General features: G+C 64.4%; 16 protein-coding genes and 1 tRNA gene. 3 read left to right on the forward strand and 14 right to left on the reverse strand.

Features of this window, described 5'->3' with window-relative positions; all coding sequences use genetic code 11:
• Positions 1–2 precede the first annotated feature (2 nt).
• Complete coding sequence (locus tag PVW48_RS12305; protein ID WP_012177260.1) at positions 3–368, forward strand: RidA family protein; 366 nt, start codon at positions 3–5, stop codon at positions 366–368.
• Between the two features lie 233 nt (positions 369–601).
• Here the strand turns inward: PVW48_RS12305 and PVW48_RS12310 are convergent.
• From PVW48_RS12310 to PVW48_RS12335, 6 genes are all read right to left on the reverse strand, one after another.
• Positions 602–676: transfer RNA gene (locus PVW48_RS12310), tRNA-Gln, on the reverse strand.
• Positions 677–809: 133 nt separating this feature from the next.
• Positions 810–1,643, reverse strand: a complete 834-nt coding sequence (kdsA, locus tag PVW48_RS12315) for a 3-deoxy-8-phosphooctulonate synthase (RefSeq protein WP_012177261.1) — start codon at positions 1,641–1,643, stop codon at positions 810–812.
• Between the two features lie 16 nt (positions 1,644–1,659).
• On the reverse strand, positions 1,660–3,369 hold the full coding sequence (locus PVW48_RS12320; RefSeq protein WP_274581554.1) for a capsule biosynthesis protein: 1,710 nt from the start codon (positions 3,367–3,369) through the stop codon (positions 1,660–1,662).
• Entirely contained in the window at positions 3,347–4,006 is a 660-nt protein-coding gene (locus tag PVW48_RS12325; protein ID WP_012177263.1) for an ABC transporter ATP-binding protein, read from the reverse strand. The genes PVW48_RS12320 and PVW48_RS12325 overlap by 23 nt, the downstream gene beginning before the upstream one ends.
• A 180-nt stretch (positions 4,007–4,186) precedes the next feature.
• Complete coding sequence (locus PVW48_RS12330) at positions 4,187–5,233, reverse strand: permease (protein WP_274581555.1); 1,047 nt, start codon at positions 5,231–5,233, stop codon at positions 4,187–4,189.
• Positions 5,205–5,549: an ArsR/SmtB family transcription factor gene (locus tag PVW48_RS12335; protein WP_274581556.1), complete on the reverse strand. Its 345-nt coding sequence runs from the start codon at positions 5,547–5,549 to the stop codon at positions 5,205–5,207. The genes PVW48_RS12330 and PVW48_RS12335 overlap by 29 nt, the downstream gene beginning before the upstream one ends.
• A 77-nt stretch (positions 5,550–5,626) precedes the next feature.
• Between PVW48_RS12335 and PVW48_RS12340 the strand changes: the two genes are divergently transcribed.
• Together PVW48_RS12340 and PVW48_RS12345 are read left to right on the forward strand one after the other, a co-directional pair.
• A complete protein-coding gene (locus PVW48_RS12340) occupies positions 5,627–6,235 on the forward strand; it encodes a uracil-DNA glycosylase family protein (protein ID WP_274581557.1) in 609 nt (202 codons plus the stop codon).
• The gene (locus PVW48_RS12345; protein WP_274581558.1) at positions 6,232–7,017 is read left to right on the forward strand and encodes an SseB family protein; all 786 of its coding nucleotides are present in this window, start codon (positions 6,232–6,234) and stop codon (positions 7,015–7,017) included. The genes PVW48_RS12340 and PVW48_RS12345 overlap by 4 nt, the downstream gene beginning before the upstream one ends.
• 33 nt (positions 7,018–7,050) lie before the next feature.
• Here the strand turns inward: PVW48_RS12345 and PVW48_RS12350 are convergent, their stop codons facing one another.
• The 8 genes from PVW48_RS12350 to PVW48_RS12385 all read right to left on the reverse strand — a co-directional run bounded on the left by PVW48_RS12350 (position 7,051) and on the right by PVW48_RS12385 (position 16,383).
• Positions 7,051–7,986: a 2-hydroxyacid dehydrogenase gene (locus tag PVW48_RS12350; RefSeq protein ID WP_274581559.1), complete on the reverse strand. Its 936-nt coding sequence runs from the start codon at positions 7,984–7,986 to the stop codon at positions 7,051–7,053.
• A 9-nt stretch (positions 7,987–7,995) separates the two neighbouring features.
• Positions 7,996–9,135: a rod shape-determining protein RodA gene (rodA, locus tag PVW48_RS12355; RefSeq protein ID WP_012177269.1), complete on the reverse strand. Its 1,140-nt coding sequence runs from the start codon at positions 9,133–9,135 to the stop codon at positions 7,996–7,998.
• Positions 9,132–11,075 (reverse strand): penicillin-binding protein 2, encoded by a 1,944-nt coding sequence (gene mrdA, locus PVW48_RS12360; protein ID WP_012177270.1) that lies wholly within the window; start codon positions 11,073–11,075, stop codon positions 9,132–9,134. Before mrdA ends, rodA begins: the two co-directional genes overlap by 4 nt.
• The gene (locus tag PVW48_RS12365; protein WP_274581560.1) at positions 11,072–11,611 is read right to left on the reverse strand and encodes a rod shape-determining protein MreD; all 540 of its coding nucleotides are present in this window, start codon (positions 11,609–11,611) and stop codon (positions 11,072–11,074) included. Before PVW48_RS12365 ends, mrdA begins: the two co-directional genes overlap by 4 nt.
• Positions 11,604–12,503 carry a rod shape-determining protein MreC gene (gene mreC, locus PVW48_RS12370; RefSeq protein ID WP_274581561.1) on the reverse strand — a complete coding sequence of 300 codons (900 nt, stop codon included), beginning with the start codon at positions 12,501–12,503 and terminating at the stop codon, positions 11,604–11,606. Before mreC ends, PVW48_RS12365 begins: the two co-directional genes overlap by 8 nt.
• 35 nt (positions 12,504–12,538) lie before the next feature.
• The gene (locus PVW48_RS12375) at positions 12,539–13,576 is read right to left on the reverse strand and encodes a rod shape-determining protein (protein WP_012177273.1); all 1,038 of its coding nucleotides are present in this window, start codon (positions 13,574–13,576) and stop codon (positions 12,539–12,541) included.
• Between the two features lie 248 nt (positions 13,577–13,824).
• Complete coding sequence (locus tag PVW48_RS12380) at positions 13,825–15,402, reverse strand: 2-isopropylmalate synthase (RefSeq protein ID WP_274581562.1); 1,578 nt, start codon at positions 15,400–15,402, stop codon at positions 13,825–13,827.
• Between the two features lie 183 nt (positions 15,403–15,585).
• On the reverse strand, positions 15,586–16,383 hold the full coding sequence (locus PVW48_RS12385; protein WP_012177275.1) for a hypothetical protein: 798 nt from the start codon (positions 16,381–16,383) through the stop codon (positions 15,586–15,588).
• Positions 16,384–16,415: the final 32 nt, after the last annotated feature.

Raw genomic sequence — 16,415 nt, forward strand, 5'->3', positions numbered from 1 at the left:
TCATGACCCTTTCCCGCCTCAAACCCGGCGCCCGCATGAGCCAGGCCGTGACCATCGGCAATATCGCCTTTCTCGCAGGTCAGGTGCCCGACGACCTGAGCGCCGACATCGAAACGCAGACCCGTCAGGTGCTGGCGAAACTGGATGCTGTTGTCGCCGAGCTTGGCGCGACCAAATCCGACATTGCCTCGGTGCAGGTGTGGTTGGCCGATATGGCGGACTTCCAGGGCATGAATGCCGTCTGGGACGATTGGCTGCAGGCCGATGTTCCGCCCGCGCGCGCGACCGGCGGCACCGGTCTGGCCCGCCCCGGCATGCGCGTGGAGATGATCGCGATTGTAGCTGTGCCGGACGCTGTTTCGGCCTGACGGCTGGTCAATATGGGGCGCGAGACACCAGTCCCGCGCCCCCGGAGGCCCGCTCATGATCGAGCAGGACCAACCCTCGGGGTGGGTGCTGTGTGCCGAGATGCAGAGCTCTGTCGTGCTGCAGATCTGGGACAAGATCGCAAGCCCAACAGCTTTTGCCATGGCGATGAACCCCAAGATGACACGCCACAAAACCCGCTCCGGAAAACACCGTCGCAATATCAGGAAAGAAGTGGCTGGGGTGGTAGGATTCGAACCTACGGTACACGGTACCAAAAACCGCTGCCTTACCGCTTGGCTACACCCCAACAGTGCGCGTCGGAATACGACTCCTTCAGGTTTTGCGCAAGGCCTGTTTGCAGGTTTTTCTGCAGTTTGCCGGGGGTGCCTTGGCAGAGTGTCGGGCGCTGTTCCGTCTGGTCCAACACGGGCCGGGCAGGGCTACAACCGGATCGGGTTGGTCTTCGCCAAGGCATCGAACGCCATCAGGTCGCCGATGAGGTCCTGCATCTGGGCGAGGGGGATCATGTTCGGTCCATCGGACGGGGCTGTGTCCGGCGCGGGGTGGGTTTCGATAAACACCGCGGCGATACCAAGCGAGACCGCAGCCCGGGCCATGACCGGTGCGAACTCCCGTTGTCCGCCCGAGGCGCCACCGAGGCCGCCGGGCTGCTGGACCGAGTGGGTGGCGTCCATGACGACCGGGTATCCTGTCTTCATCATGGTGGGCAGGCTGCGCATGTCGGCGACGAGGGTATTGTAGCCGAAAGAGGCCCCGCGTTCCGTCAGCATGATACGGGTGTTCCCGGTGCTTTCGATTTTTCCGATCACATGGGGCATGTCCCAGGGTGCGAGGAATTGCCCCTTCTTGACGTTTACCACGGCCCCGGTTTCGCCGGCTGCGATCAAAAGGTCAGTCTGGCGGCACAGAAAGGCCGGGATCTGGAGGATATCGACAGCCTCCGCCGCGGGCGCGCAATGCTCGGCGGCATGGACATCGGTCAGCACGGGCACCCCGAGCGTTTCCCGCAGCCGCCCGAGGGCATCGAGCCCCGCGGCCATGCCCATGCCCCGCACGCCCCCGGCGGATGTCCGGTTCGCCTTGTCGTAAGAGGCCTTGAAAATGAACTGCGCGCCGGAGCGATCGCACGCCTCCTTCAGCGCAGCGCCAATCTCAAGCCCCTGTTCGAAACTCTCGAGTTGGCACGGACCCGCGATCAGCGTCAGCGGTTGATCGTTGCCGACGCGCAGTTCGCCGATCTGGAGTGTTTTCATGTCGGAGTTCTCTGGCCTAGCTGGATACCTGTTCCCGAAGGATCGACGCCGTCAGAGAGATCATCAGGTAGATGCCCGCAAATACGAGAAATGCGAGAAAGGTGTTCTCGAATGCTCGCGGATAGCTGGCTTCATCCGGCGCGATCGGACTGACACTCGTGGACAGATACCTCACTTGCCTGTTGGCCTCAATACGGGCTGTCTCGAGCTGCTGCAAAGCCTGGCTGAGCATAAGCTGCCGCGTTTCGAGATCTGCCTGGGCAATCACAAGCTCTCCGGAGATCCGCGCCAGGGACGCCCCGGAACTGCCGCCTTCGGTCATCTGGCCACGCAGATCCTCGATCAGGCGGGTCAGCCTTGCGATATTGCCCTCCAGGATCGCGACGCGGCTTTGATTGGGCTGCGCGTTCACAAGAAGCTCCTGCAAGCGCAGTTTTTCGGTGTTGAGCTCCACCTCAAGTGTCGAAATCTGGGACATGAGGCTCGACACTTCGAGGTCCGCGCTCAAGACACCACGCGCCTGCTGGAGGTCGAGGACCCGGGTCTGGGCGGCCTGTACCATCGTTTCGGCGTCGTCGAAACTCTCCCGTGCGCCGCGCATCTGGTCTGCGCGCAGGCGTTGGGTCAGGTCATCAACCTGCTGTTCCGCATAAGAGAGCAACGCCTCGGAAAAGGCCTGGCTCGTCTGCGGGTCGGCGGCAGCCACTTCCATCCGCACGATCCCCTCGGTTGGATCGAAGCTGATTTTGACCCGTTTTTTGTAGATGTCGTAGGCATCTTCGTAAGTGGCGTCCGCATCCAGCCGCTGTAGCGCGTCGATCTCCGGTGCCGAGAAGTGATCGCGAAAACCGAGATCCGCATCGAGGCGTCGCATCGCCTCGCGGGACGTGAGGTAGGACTGGACCGCCACAGCGTCCTGGGTCGTCGCCAGCATCGTGCCAGAGAACATGCCCCCCAGGCCACCAGGCCCGGCTTGGGACTCCGCCTGCTGGATCACGAATTCCGAATGGGTGGCAAACATGGGCGTGGCCATGCGGAAGAAATAGTAACCCGCAAGCGCAGTGGGCAGCAGCACAAAGAAGGCCAACCGCGCCACCAGAAGCGTCATCTTCAACCGCCGCCGCCGTGCGATATCCTGTTGGATCTTGCGCACTTCCCGCGCGATGTCCGCTTCGGTCGTGACCTCCGGAGAGGCGACTTGGGGTTGTGGGACCGTTTGCGGCAGGTTCTTGCGCGATTTGTCCGATACCAGATCGAGGATCGTCTCCCGGGTGAAAGGGTCAATGCCCTTCTTGCGCAGCATTCGGACCGCTTCGATGTCCGACGCCGGATCGAGCCCGTGCCGATTTGCGACCCGACGGGCAATACGCAATTGCCGGCCCGTCAGACCTTCGGAGAGTATCGCGGCATCACTGTCGGGATCGGGTTTGGAGCCTTTGCGCATGTGCCGCGCTTTGGCCATGCGCGGTTTAGCAGCCCTTTGCGCAGCGGCATTGGCCGCCGCTTGCATCGTTGGCTTTTCGGGCGCAGGGGCTTTCTCGGTCTTGGCAGGGGCAGGGGGCTTTTCAGGAGAAGCCGCGGCCCGCATCGCCTGTTCCATCGCGTTGTCTGCCTGTAATTCGGCATCCGGGTCCGGCAGCATCAGATCCCCCGCCGGAAGGGCGAGGCTGTCTGCGACATCGCGGCGCCGGATCCGGTACTTCTTAGCTCTCGCCTTGGTAGTCATAGAGCCTCTTTGCTTCTTCTAGCGTGTCAAACATGTGGAGTTGCCCATTCTGCAGCACCGCCGCGGACCGACAGAACTTCTCGATAGTCTTCGCATCGTGGGAGACGATCACCACCGTGGCCCGTTCCAGGCGCTGCTTCATGATCATTCCTGCGCGTTTGTTGAACCCGACATCCGTGGCCGCGGGCATGCCTTCGTCGATCAGGTAGAAGTCGAAGTCCAGAGCCAGCATGAGCGAAAAGCAGAACCGTTGACGCATCCCGGCGCTGTAGGTTCCAACGGGCATGTCGAAATACTCTTCTATACCCGCAACGTAGCGGCAGAAGGCTTCCACGAAATCGGCATCCAGGTGGTAGAGTTTGGCAATGTAACGGGCGTTCTCGCGCCCGGTATGCTTGCCGGAAACACCCCCCATGAACCCCAGGGGAAAAGAGATTCGCCCCTTGCGGGTGATCTGGCCTTCGTCCGGTTGCTCCAGCCCGGCCATCATGTTGATCAGCGTGGTCTTGCCGGTGCCGTTCTTGGCCAGAATGCCCATGGAGCGCCCTTCCTCCACGCGGAAGGATGCCCGGTCGAGGATGACCTTGCGCGATTTACCGGTCCAAAAGGACTTGCTGACCTGATCGAACTCGATCAATCGACTGCTCCCGAACGCCGTGAATGCCTAACGGATAACTTCGACAAGTTAACGACATACACAACACCCATGACGATCTTGATCAATCGTATTGATAAAGTGGATTGATCCAGGCCGGTATACGGCTTGGCCGCTGATGAGAGCAGATCCGGAGTGTGGCAAGCGCTCTCACGGTACTGGTTACGCAATCATGTTCCAGGCAAGCCCGGCGAGGATCGCGCCTGTCAGGGAAAACCCGAGATACGACGCGAAAACCCTCGGTTTCACCAATGCCCAGACCGCAACGGCGGCCGGAATGCAACTGACGCCGCCCGCGATCACGAAGGACATGGCCGCACCCGGGGACATGCCCTGTTCCAGAAGCCCCGCAATCAGGGGGACAGCCGCGTATCCGGTCAGGTAAAGCGGCGCGCCTACGATGCTGGCGATCAGGATCGGACCTATGCCGTCCCCGCCCATGGCGCTCGCAATCAGGTCTGCGGGCACGTAGCGCAGCATGAGCGATTCCAGCACATAGGCCAGCAACAGCCATTTTCCGAGAAACAGAAGGTTGTGGACCGCGACGTCGCGAAACTCGCGACGCCTCGGGGCTTCGCGCCAGAACGCCCAGACCGGCCGCCCATCGAAAGGCGTCGGGCCACACCCGCAACACCCGGACTTCGGCGCGGATTTCAAAGGGTCGGTGTAGAGGGCTGTCCCGGCAAGGGCGCGCACGGAAAAGCCGCCCATCATCCCCAGGCCGATGGCCGCGACCGTTTTGCCCAAAGCGAAATCGAGGCCCAGAGCACCGGAGGTGATGAAGAACATGGCCGGGTCCATGAGCGGCGACGCCAGCCAGAACGCCATCACCGCGCTCAGCGGCGCGCCGACGGCGAGCAGGGCGGCGATGAACGGGATCACTTCGCAGGAACAAAAGGGCGAGAGCCCGCCGAAGGCGGCGGCCAGCACGATCATGCGGGTCTCGTTGCCTTGAAAAACCTTGGCCAGCAGGGTCGTGGCCCCTGCTGCGCGCAGATAGGCGACGCTCCCGATCGCGAACAGGATGAAGATCAGCGTATGCCCAAAGGACCCGAGCGTGTTCTCGATCACCGGGCGCAGGGCGGCCGTGTCGAGGACCGCAATCGCGACCAGGATAACGGCGATGGCGGTGAGGGCCGCATCGGGGCGGGGCAGGCGGCGCCGTTTGGCGTGGCCGAGGTCAGGAGGCTGTGTGGAGGTCTCGGCCATGGTCGTGTCCTGTGGGCGTATCGGCGCAGCATTGCGCCAGAAGGTAGTCGGAAAGGCCCGTCACCCGGTCATAGACGACGGTGCAGCGGATGATCCGACCCTCGCGGGTCTGCTGGACCAGGCCAGCCTGCACGAGGGTTTTGACATGATGTGTCAAAGTCGAGCCGGTGACACCGGCCCGTGCCCCGAGAACACCGATGGGCAGCCCTTCGGGACCTGCGCGCACCAGCACTTCGAGCACGCCGAGGCGCTGGGGGGCACCAAGGGCGGCAAAGGCAGCCGCCGCTTGGGCGCGTGAGTCGGTTTTCGTTTCCATATTTCTATGATTATAGAAATATAGTTTTTTGCAAGCTCCCTCTTGGGTCTTTCGGCGACCTGTCGCAGGGTGCGGTCATGTCCGATCACGCTCTTGCCAAAGACCTGGCGGCCTGCACGCTCTGCGCGAGCCGTTTTGCGACCACGGCCTCGGCGCATCGGCCCCGGCCGGTGGTGTGGTTCCGCCCGACCGCACGGGTGCTGATCGCGAGCCAGGCGCCGGGGATGCGCGCGCACAAGGCCGCGCGTCCGTTTACCGACCCGTCTGGTGTCCGCCTGCGCGCGTGGCTGGGGGTGAACGAGGACACCTTTTATGACAAGAACCTGTTCGCGATCGTGCCCATGGGCTTCTGCTTTCCCGGTTACGATGCCAAGGGCAGCGACCTGCCGCCGCCCCGGATCTGCGCGCAGACCTGGCGCGCGCCCATTCTGGCGGGCTTGTCGAAGATCGCGCTGACCCTGCTCATCGGGGGATATGCGCAGAAATGGCATCTCGGGCCAGAGGCAAGGGCGGGGGTGACCGAGACCGTGCGCCGCTGGCGCGACTACGCGCCCGATGTTTTCCCCTTGCCGCACCCGTCGTGGCGCAATACCGCATGGCTCAACCGTAACCCTTGGTTCGAAGCGGAATGTCTGCCTGCCCTGCGGGCGCGCCTCGGCGAGGTGTTGAAGCAGGTGGAGACATGACGGAAACAAGCCCACTCGATACCGCGCATGCGGCAATGGAAGCCGATCCGCAGGATGATGCCGCGCGGCTGCGTTTCTATGACCGTCTCGCGGATGCGGAGCTGTTCTTGTTGCTGGAGGGCGAGGCCGAGGGCGACCGCATCACCCCCCGGGTCTTTCCGGTGGAAGAGCACCGCTATGTGCTGGCCTTCGACCGCGAAGAGCGTTTGACCCGATTTGCCGAAGGGCCCGCGGCCTATGCGGGGCTGTCCGGTCGGAGTGTGGTGCAACTCCTGGCCGCGCAGGGCCTCGGGCTGGGTCTGAACCTGGAGGTCGCGCCATCGGCAATGCTGCTGCCGCCGGAAGGTGTAACCTGGCTGGCCGAAACGCTCGGGGTCTCCCCCGAAGAGCTGGCCGCGAAACCGGCGGAAATCACGCCCCCGCGCGGGCTGCCCGAAGCGGTGCTGACCGCCCTCGATGCCAAGCTGGCCACGGCATCGGGACTGGCGCGTCGGGCTTACCTCGCCGGTGTCGCCTATGAGGAAGGACGCCGCGGGCATCTTCTGGGCTTTCTGGGCACGGTGCCCGGGGCAGAGCCCGCCCTGGCGGCGGCCGTGCGCGAGGCGCTGGTCTTTTCCGGGATCGAAGCCGGGGCGCTCGATGTCGGCTTTCTGCGGGACAGCGACCCGCTGGCAGGGGCGTTGGCACGCCACGGGCTGCGGTTCGACCTGCCCGAGCCCGAGGCGTTCAGCGGCCCCTCTGCGCCGGGCATGGACCCCGACCGCCCGCCGAAACTGAAATAGCCGCCGCGCTGACGCGTTTGGCGCGCAGCCAGATCAGTAGCCCGCCTGCCGGTCCACCAGATGCAGGAACGGCTCGCCGGCTTCGCCCCGCCTGATGTTCTCGACCACCACCCGGGCTGCGGTTTCCGGACGCGTCTCGGACGCGATATGGGGCGTGACGGTGACCTTCGGATGGGACCAGTACGGGTCACTCGGGGGCAACGGTTCGGTGCGGAAGGTGTCCAGGGTCGCATGACCGACCTGCCCGCTGTCGAGCGCGGCCAGCAGCGCCTTGTCGTCCACCAAACCGCCGCGTCCGGGGTTGAGCACCACCGCACCCTCCGCGAGGCAAGCCAGCGCCCCCGCATCGAGGATGCCCTCGGTCGCGGGCGTATGAGGCACCAGCAGGATGACGACTTCTGCCCCAACGAGGGCTGCATGCAACGCGTCGCCTGAGAAGCTCTCGACGCCCAGGATGTCCTTGGGGCGCCGCGCATAGCCGCGCACCTGGAAATTCAGGGCCACGAGCGCCTCGCTGACCGCGGCCCCCAACGCGCCGAGGCCAACAACCGTCACCTTGCGGTCCCGTGCAAGCGGCGGGATGAAGTCGAAATGCCGCCAATCCCCGTTCTGGGTGGCCAGCATCCGGTCGATGCCGAGGTGATGGCGCAGCACATGGCCGACGCACCATTCCACCATCCCCTCGGTCAGCCCGGTATCCACCATGCGGGTCAGAGGCACGCGCAGGGTGTCGTTGCCCACGATCCCTTCCACCCCGGCCCAGAGGTTCTGAACCAGTTTCAGGCCCGTGAAAGGCGTGAAATCCTGCACCGGTCCGCCCGGGGCATAGATCATGTAATCCACCGTCGCCGGATCACTGGTATCGCAGTCGAGCCGTGCCGTCAGACCGACCTCTTCCAGGGCAGCTGTCAGCGGGGCTTGGTATTGGTCCCACCGTGCGTCCTGCGCGGCGAAGAGGATGCGGGGCATTCGATATCCTTACCTGGGGCGGTGGACATGAGCGCTCTGGACCAGGCCAAAACCGACCAGCAGCACCAGCATCGCAGAGCCACCGAAGCTGACCAGCGGCAGGGGCACGCCGACCACCGGGGCCAACCCCATCACCATCGCCATGTTCACGGAGAAAAAGAAGAAGAAGGTCGCGGCCACACCGATGATCAACAGGCTGGAGAACCGGTCCTTGGTCCGCATCGCGGACACAAGACAAAAGAGTACGATCAGACCGTAAAGTGCCAGCAGGGAGATGCCGCCGATGAAGCCGAACTCCTCGGCCAGTGTCGTGAAGATGAAATCGGTGTGCTTCTCGGGCAGGAAGTTCAGACGGCTCTGAGTGCCTTCCATGAACCCCTTGCCCGTCACGCCGCCGGACCCGAGGGCGATCTTGGATTGCGTGATGTGATAGCCCGCGCCAAGAGGGTCGTTTTCGGGGTTCAGGAAGGTGTCGATGCGCCGATACTGGTAGTCCTGCAACAGCTGCCAGTCGGTTCCGCGCGACATCAAAACCGCCGCGACCAGAGCAATGCCGCCCAGGATCACCACCGCGAAGTAAAGCCAGTGAACCCCCGCCACGAACATCACAACCCCGCCCCCGGCCATCAGCAGGATCGAAGTGCCGAGATCCGGCTGGCGGAGCACCAGGGCAACAGGGATCATGATCAGCAGCACGGGGACAAGCACCCAGAACGGGTGGGAGGTCTTCTTCAGATCCAGCACGTCGTAATAGGCAGCCAGCAGCATGATCAGAGTGATCTTCATCAGTTCCGAAGGCTGCAGGCGCATGAAGCCGAGATCGATCCAGCGCTGGGCGCCCATGCCGACCACGCCAAAGAATTCCACCGCCAGCAGCAGGACGAGCGACACGATATAGGCCAGCACCGAAAGGTTGCGCCAGACATAGATCGGGGTGAAGGCGACCACGAACATGATCGCCAACCCGAGGGCAAACCGCTTCATCTGCGGCTCGACCCACGGGGTCATGGATCCGCCCGCCACGGAATAGAGCATCAGGAACCCGAAGCTGGCCACCGCGACGATCAGCAGGATCAGCCCCCAGTTGAGGTGCAGCACCTTGGCGAGTCCGGTGGGGACCCGCTGAATCTGTGACTCGAGATAGCTCATGCGCGGCTGCGGCCCTGCTCGGGCTCCTGGCGCGGGCGCAACTCCAGTGCGCGTTGCCGCTCGTCGATCATGTTGCGCTGATGGGCGGGATAGGCGCTGAGCGGGGGCAGGCCGCCATAAAGCGCCTGTAGCAGGACATCCCGCGCGATCGGGGCCGCGGCCTTGGAGCCACCGCCGCCATGCTCGACAACGACCGAGACGGCATAGCGCGGGGCATCGAAGGGGGCATAGCCCACGAACAAGGCATGATCGCGCCGGTTCCACGGCAGGTCTTCGTTGCGAAACACGCCGCGGGCGCGTTCTTCAACGGTGATGTTGCGGACCTGGCTGGTGCCAGTCTTTCCGGCGAGCCGATAGGTGCTCTCCGCGATGCGGGAGCCATAGGCCGTACCGCTGCGCAGGTTCGTCACCTCGTAGAGCGCGCGCTGGATCACCTCCAGATGCGCGCGGCGAATGCCGAGTGGCGCGGGGTCGGGCCGTGCCACGGGCCGGTCGTTCACAGCCCGGATCAGGCGCGGCATGATCTCGCGCCCGGTTGCGAGCCGCGCTGTCATCACGGCCAGTTGCAGCGGCGAGGCAAGAACGAAACCCTGCCCGATGGACGCATTCAGCGTATCGCCCACCTGCCACGCCTCGCCCCGGTTCGCGGCCTTCCAGGCGCGGTTGGGCATCAGGCCCTCGGCCACCGCCGACATGGGCACATCGAACCGGGTGCCGAGGCCAAAGCGGCGCGCCATCTCGGCGATCTTGTCGACGCCGACCTTCTGGCTGATGTCATAGTAATAGACGTCGCAGCTCTCCCGCAGGCTGTCGACCAGGTTCATCCAGCCATGGCCGCCGCGTTTCCAGCAATGGAATCGGCGCGTGCCCAGCTTGTAATGCCCGGGGCACCAGACCCGCTCGCCCGGGTCGATCACCCCTGCTTCCAGCGCGGCCAGCGCCGTCAACATCTTGAAAGTCGAACCGGGTGGATAGGTGCCCTGCACCGTCTTGTCGGCCAGGGGACGGTATTCATCCTCCAGCAGGGCTCTGTAATCGGCGCTGGATATCCCCCGCACGAACTTGTTCGGATCGAAACTGGGTGCCGAGGCGATGGCGCGGATATCGCCATCCTCGATATCCATCACCACCACGGCCGCGCTTTCCCCGGCCAGTCGGGCTTCGGTGTAGTTCTGCAGCGCGTGGTCGAGTGTGAGTTGCAGATTGGCGCCCGGTTGACCCTCGTCCCGGCGCAATTCTCGCATCACCCGGCCCGCGGCGTTCACCTCGATCTGGCTGCTGCCGGCCGAGCCGCGTAGCGCCTGTTCGAACTTGGCCTCCACCCCGGTCTTGCCGATCTGGAAGCGGGGGATCTGCAACAGCGGATCGTCATCGTTGAGCCGTTCGAGATCGAAATCGCTGACCGGGCCGACGTAGCCGATGGAATGGGCGAAATCCTGGTCCAGCGGATAGTAGCGCGACAGCCCCACCTCGGTCACGATGCCGGGCAGGGCCGGGGCGTTGATGCTGATCTCGGAAAATTGCTCCCATGTCAGCCGGTCGGAAATCGTCACCGGCACAAAGGGCGACCGACGGCCCATTTCCCGCCGCGCGCGCGCCAGGTCCTCTTCGGGAAGCGGGACGATATCCGTCAGTGTTCTCAGGACCGCATCCACGTCGCCGGCGTCCTCTCGCACGATCACGACCCGGTAATTCGGCGCATTGCCCGCCAGCAGAACCCCGTCACGGTCATAGATAAGCCCACGCGCCGGGGGCAGAAGGCGGATATTGATCCGGTTCTCTTCGGCCAGGAATTTGTACTGTTCGGCTTCCTTCACCTGCAACTCGCGCATGCGAACCGCGAGGGCACCCAGAACGCCCAGTTGCAGCCCGCCGACAATCAGCCCCCGGCGGGTGATCGTGCGCGCGCTGAGCTTCATGTCCTTGTCGGCCCGTTTCATACCCGCATCCCGAGAATGCGCGGACCATCGGTCGGGCGGGGGCGCACGCCGCACAGATAGACACTCGCCAGAACCACCACCGGATAGATCGCGAGCGTCGACAGAAGGTGGAGCATCTGCGCGCTGAACGCCGGTTGCGGCACAAGCGCAATCGCCAGCAGGACGCGCTCGGCCACGGTCATCGCCGTGAGTGTGGCTGCGACCAGGCCGAACTCGACGGCGATCGGGGTCTCGCCCTCCCGGTAGGCTTGGCGGCGCATCACCTCGGAGCCGACCAGCACAAGAAGCGTCCAAAGGCCGGGAGGGCGTTGGAACAAGAAATCCTCCACCAGCACCACCACCACGATCAGCGTGACCGGAAGGACATCGGGGCGCCGCAGGACCCAGGCCAGGATGACGCAAAGCACCACGTCCGGCCCAGGGATCCGCGGCGCCGCCACGCTCAGCGGTAACAGCGCAACGATCAGGACGGCCGCCACAAGGGCCAGGAAGACCACGCGCAGCACCCACAGCTTCGGCTCGAACGCGCTACCCATCGGCGCGTTCCTCCAGGGCAGCGATGGGTGGCGTGTCGATCCCGTCGATCGGGGCGGCCTCGGGCAGGGCCGGGGTCGGCTGGCCGCGCAGGACGCGCAGAAACTTCAGCCGCTCGTAATCCGCCGCGAGGCGCAGGCGGAACCGGCGATCCGGACCGATGGCGACCTGGCCCGCCAGCAACTCGGCGGGAAAGACCCCGCCATCCCCGGATGTCACGACCCGGTCGCCGGCGCGCACCTGCTCGGGCGCTTCGATGAAGTCGATCAAAGGGGCTGCGGAGTTGTCGCCCACCAGCATCGCGCGCTGCCCCGAGGGCTGCAGGATCACGGGCACCCGGCTCGACGGGTCTGTCAGCAACAGCACCCTTGCCACCGACGGCGCCGTTCCCGCGATGCGGCCGACGAGGCCGAGACCGTCCATCGTGGCCCATCCATCTTGCACCCCGTCTTCGGAGCCGACGTTAAGCAGCACGGAACGCCGGAACGGCGAGCCGCTATCGGCCGTCACAACGCCGGTGATGAAGGTCAGCTCCGGCTCGATCCGGACATTGTTCAGCCCGAGAAGCTGCGCGTTCTCCTGCTCCAGTTGCAGGGCGGCTTCGCGCCACGCCTTCATCTGCTGCAATTCGCGGCGCAACTCTTCGTTCTGCTCGAACAGACGCGCGTAGGACTGGAAGTCTTCTGCCATGCGCGACACTGCGGTGATCGGCGCCATCACCCAGTCGAGGTTGGGCACCACGCGCTCTATCACGCTCATCCGCATCTGCTCGACGCGTGGGCTGTCGATCCGCCAGAATGCGAACAGGCCGAGCAATACCATGACGAGACACCCGATCAGCACCCGGCGGATCGGCCTGAAATAGATGTCGTCTTCGTTGCGATGCCTTGCCAAGGTCTCTCCTCAGCGCGCCCGTGAGAGGGGACAGTTCAGCTTTCGTAGTCGATCGCGTGGCGCAGTTGCTTTTCGTATTCCAGCGCCTTACCCGTGCCCAAGGCTACACAATTGAGCGACTCGTCGGCAATAGAAATGGGCAAGCCCGTCTGTTCGCGCAAGGCGAGGTCCAACTCACCCAGCAGCGCGCCGCCCCCCGTCAGCATCACGCCGCGATCCACGATGTCCGCCGCCAGATCCGGCGGTGTCGCCTCCAGCGCGGTCATCACCGCCTCGCAGATCTGCTGCACTGGCTCCGCGAGTGCCTCGGCCACCTGCGCCTGGTTCAATTCGGCCTCCTTCGGCACACCGTTGAGCAGGTCGCGCCCCCGGATATGGATCGTCGCGCCGCGCCCGTCATCGGGCATCCGTGACGTCCCGATCGAGGTTTTGATCCGCTCCGCCGTCGCCTCGCCGATCAGAAGGTTCTGCTGCCGCCGCAAATACGAGATGATCGCCTCGTCCATCCGGTCGCCTCCTACGCGCACGGAGCGCGCATAGACGATATCGCCCAGCGACAGCACGGCAACCTCGGTGGTGCCGCCGCCGATATCGACGACCATGGACCCCGTGGGATCCGTGATTGGCATCCCCGCCCCGATTGCCGCGGCAATGGGCTCGGCAATCAGACCGGCACGCCGCGCCCCGGCTTTGAGCACGGAGTCCCGAATGGCCCGCTTTTCAACCGGGGTTGCCCCATGGGGGACGCAGACGATGATCTTCGGTTTCGAAAACAGCGTCCGCCGATGGACCTTGCGAATGAAATGCTTGATCATCTCCTCGGCGACATCGAAATCCGCGATGACGCCTTCGCGCATCGGGCGGATCGCCTCGATGGAACCCGGCGTGCGCCCGAGCATCAGCTTGGCGTCCTCGCCCACGGCCAGAACCTGCTTCTTGCCGTCCTTGACATGGTACGCGACCACGGAGGGCTCGTTCAGGATGATGCCGCGCCCCTTGACGTAGACAAGGGTGTTCGCCGTCCCGAGGTCGATCGCCATGTCCGTGGAGAAGAGCGAAAAGCCACCTGCCATTGCTCGCAGTCCTCATGAGTAGAATCGTTGGCACAGACTCGACCGCGCCGAGGTGCAAGTCTTAATGAACCCTGCACCCCACAGGGTAAAGACCCATTTCCGGATGGCACGGGCAGCTTTCCGCTGGCTCCGTGGCGTTGCCGGTCCCGAGGCTCTCTCGACCGGGGCACAAGAAAGCCCGATTGGGCTTGCGCGGGACCGAGGCGCCCGGGAAAGGACGCCTCGCACCCCTCTGCCGAGGTCGGTTTTCAGCTCACGTCCTTGTAGGACACTTCCTTGCGATCACTGCCCAAGGGCGACTTCTCGCGTCGCAGGATCAACCGGTTGAGCGCGGCGACATAGGCCTTGGCCGAGGCGACGACCGTGTCCGTGTCGGCCGCCTGGCCGGACACAATGCGCCCGTCTTCTTCCATGCGAACGGTCACGGTGGCCTGGGCGTCGGTCCCCTCGGTCACCGCATGCACCTGGTAGAGTTGCAGCCGCGCCGTATGGGGAAACAGCGCCTTGACCGCGTTGAACGTGGCATCCACGGGGCCATCGCCCTGGGCGGTCACCTGCTTGTCCACCCCGTCGATGGACAGGGTCAGGTCCGCCGATTGCGGCGCTTCGGTGCCGCAGATCACGCGCAGAAACTTCACCGACAGCCGCTCCCGCGCCGGATCGGTGCTGGATTCGGACATCAGCGCAACGAGATCCTCGTCGTAGATCTCCTTTTTGCGGTCGGCGAGGGCCTTGAACCGGACGAACACGTCCTTGAGCTGATTGTCGGCCAACTCGTAGCCGAGGTCCTTGAGCTTGGCGCGCAATGCCGCGCGGCCCGAATGCTTGCCCATCACCAGGTTGGTCTCGCTCAGACCGATATCCTCCGGGCGCATGATCTCGAAGGTCTCGGCGTTCTTCAACATCCCGTCCTGGTGGATGCCCGACTCGTGCGCAAAGGCATTCTTGCCGACGATGGCCTTGTTGAACTGCACGGCGAAGCCCGAGACCGCCGCGACCCGGCGCGAGATGTTCATGATCTTGCGGGTGTCGATGCGGGTCTGGTACGGCATGATGTCGTTCCGGACGCGCAGGGCCATGACAACCTCTTCCAGCGCCGTGTTGCCCGCGCGCTCCCCCAACCCGTTGATCGTGCATTCGACCTGGCGCGCCCCGGCATCGACGGCCGCCAGCGCATTGGCCGTCGCCATCCCGAGGTCGTTGTGGCAGTGGGTGGCGAAAGTGACGTCTTCGGCACCCGGCACATCGGCGATCAGGTGCGCGATCAGATCGGCGCTCTCGCGCGGGGCGGTATAGCCGACCGTGTCGGGAATGTTGATCGTGGTGGCGCCTGCCTTGATCGCGATCTCGATGACCCGGCAGAGATAATCGTATTCCGTGCGTGTCGCATCCATCGGCGACCACTGCACGTTGTCGCACAGATTGCGCGCATGGGTCACCGTGTCATGGATGCGGTCCGCCATCTCGTCCATGGTCAGGTTCGGAATCGCGCGGTGCAGGGGCGAAGTGCCGATGAAGGTGTGAATGCGCGGTTGCAGGGCATGGCGCACCGCCTCCCAGCAGCGGTCGATATCCTTGAAGTTGGCCCGCGCAAGCCCGCAGATCACCGAATTCACGGAATTCTTGGCGATCTCGCTGACGGCGGCGAAATCCCCGTCCGACGCGATGGGGAACCCGGCCTCGATGATGTCGACGCCCATCTCGTCGAGCAGCGCGGCAATCTCCAGCTTCTCGTCATGGGTCATGGTTGCGCCCGGGCTCTGCTCGCCGTCGCGCAAGGTCGTGTCGAAGATCAACACGCGGTCCTGATCGGTTTTGTCTGTCATGGGATGTCTCTCTGGTAAGCTCTCAGCTGTCTGTCGCGAAATGGCGCAGGATTACCTCTGAGCGGTCGCGCCGGACGGCACGCTCAGAGGCGGCTAAGAAGCAGGAGACGCGCAGCACCGCGCGCGCTGTGGCCAGCGCGCGGCGGAGTCGTGGATGAGAACACGTATGGCGTCATAGCCCCTTTATACGGGCGGCGCGCCGAATTCCAAGCTCGAAATCAGGCAGGCGGAGGGCAGGGGCTCTCCGGCGACGTCCAGCTGGGTGGGGATGTAGTCGAACACGGCGATCATGCCGCCTTCGTCGAAGGCGACGAAGATCTGGCTGCCTTCGGCGTTCACGGTGATGCCCTCGGCATCCATCCCCGCAAAGGCCAGCGAGGTGACCGAGCGCAACACGCCATCGGCGGAAAACTCGAACAGGCTGTCGGAGGCGTCGGCGTCATCGACCACGAGGATCGTGCCATGGACGGGATCCTGGGTGATGCCCTGCGGCTCCATCAGTTGCGGTGTCTGCATGTACCCGATCAGGCGACGCACGGTCGTGCCATCCTGGCGGATCTGCACGACCTCGGCCGCAGTGTCATCGGCCACCCAGAAATCGGAGGTCGCGTTGTCCACGTAAAGCCCGTCCGTATCGCGCAGGTTGACCGAGAGGCGGAACGCCTCCCCAAGCGCCTCGCCGTCCCGCGAGACCCGTTGGTACATGCCCGATCCGTCCGAAATCAGCAGGTGATCCCCTTCGACGGCAACCGCATCCACACGGTGCAGGGGGGCCTGGAAACTGCGCACCTCGTTGCCCCACAGATCGATCATGCGGACGGTGCCGGTTTCATTCGCAACCCAGAGGGCGCAGGCATCCCGGTCATAGGCGAGACCGGAGGGGCCATCTGCGGGAAAGCTCCGCAGCAGGTGCAGTTCAATCGCGGAGGCCGGGCCCCCGAGCAGCGCGGTCAAAAGCGCGGCCAATAGCAGTCTGGTCATAGGTCAAACTCACTCTATGTCGCCTCCCTCAG

Origin of the sequence: Dinoroseobacter sp. PD6, from assembly GCF_028807315.1 — a bacterium.
Taxonomy (GTDB): Bacteria; Pseudomonadota; Alphaproteobacteria; order Rhodobacterales; family Rhodobacteraceae; genus Dinoroseobacter; species Dinoroseobacter shibae.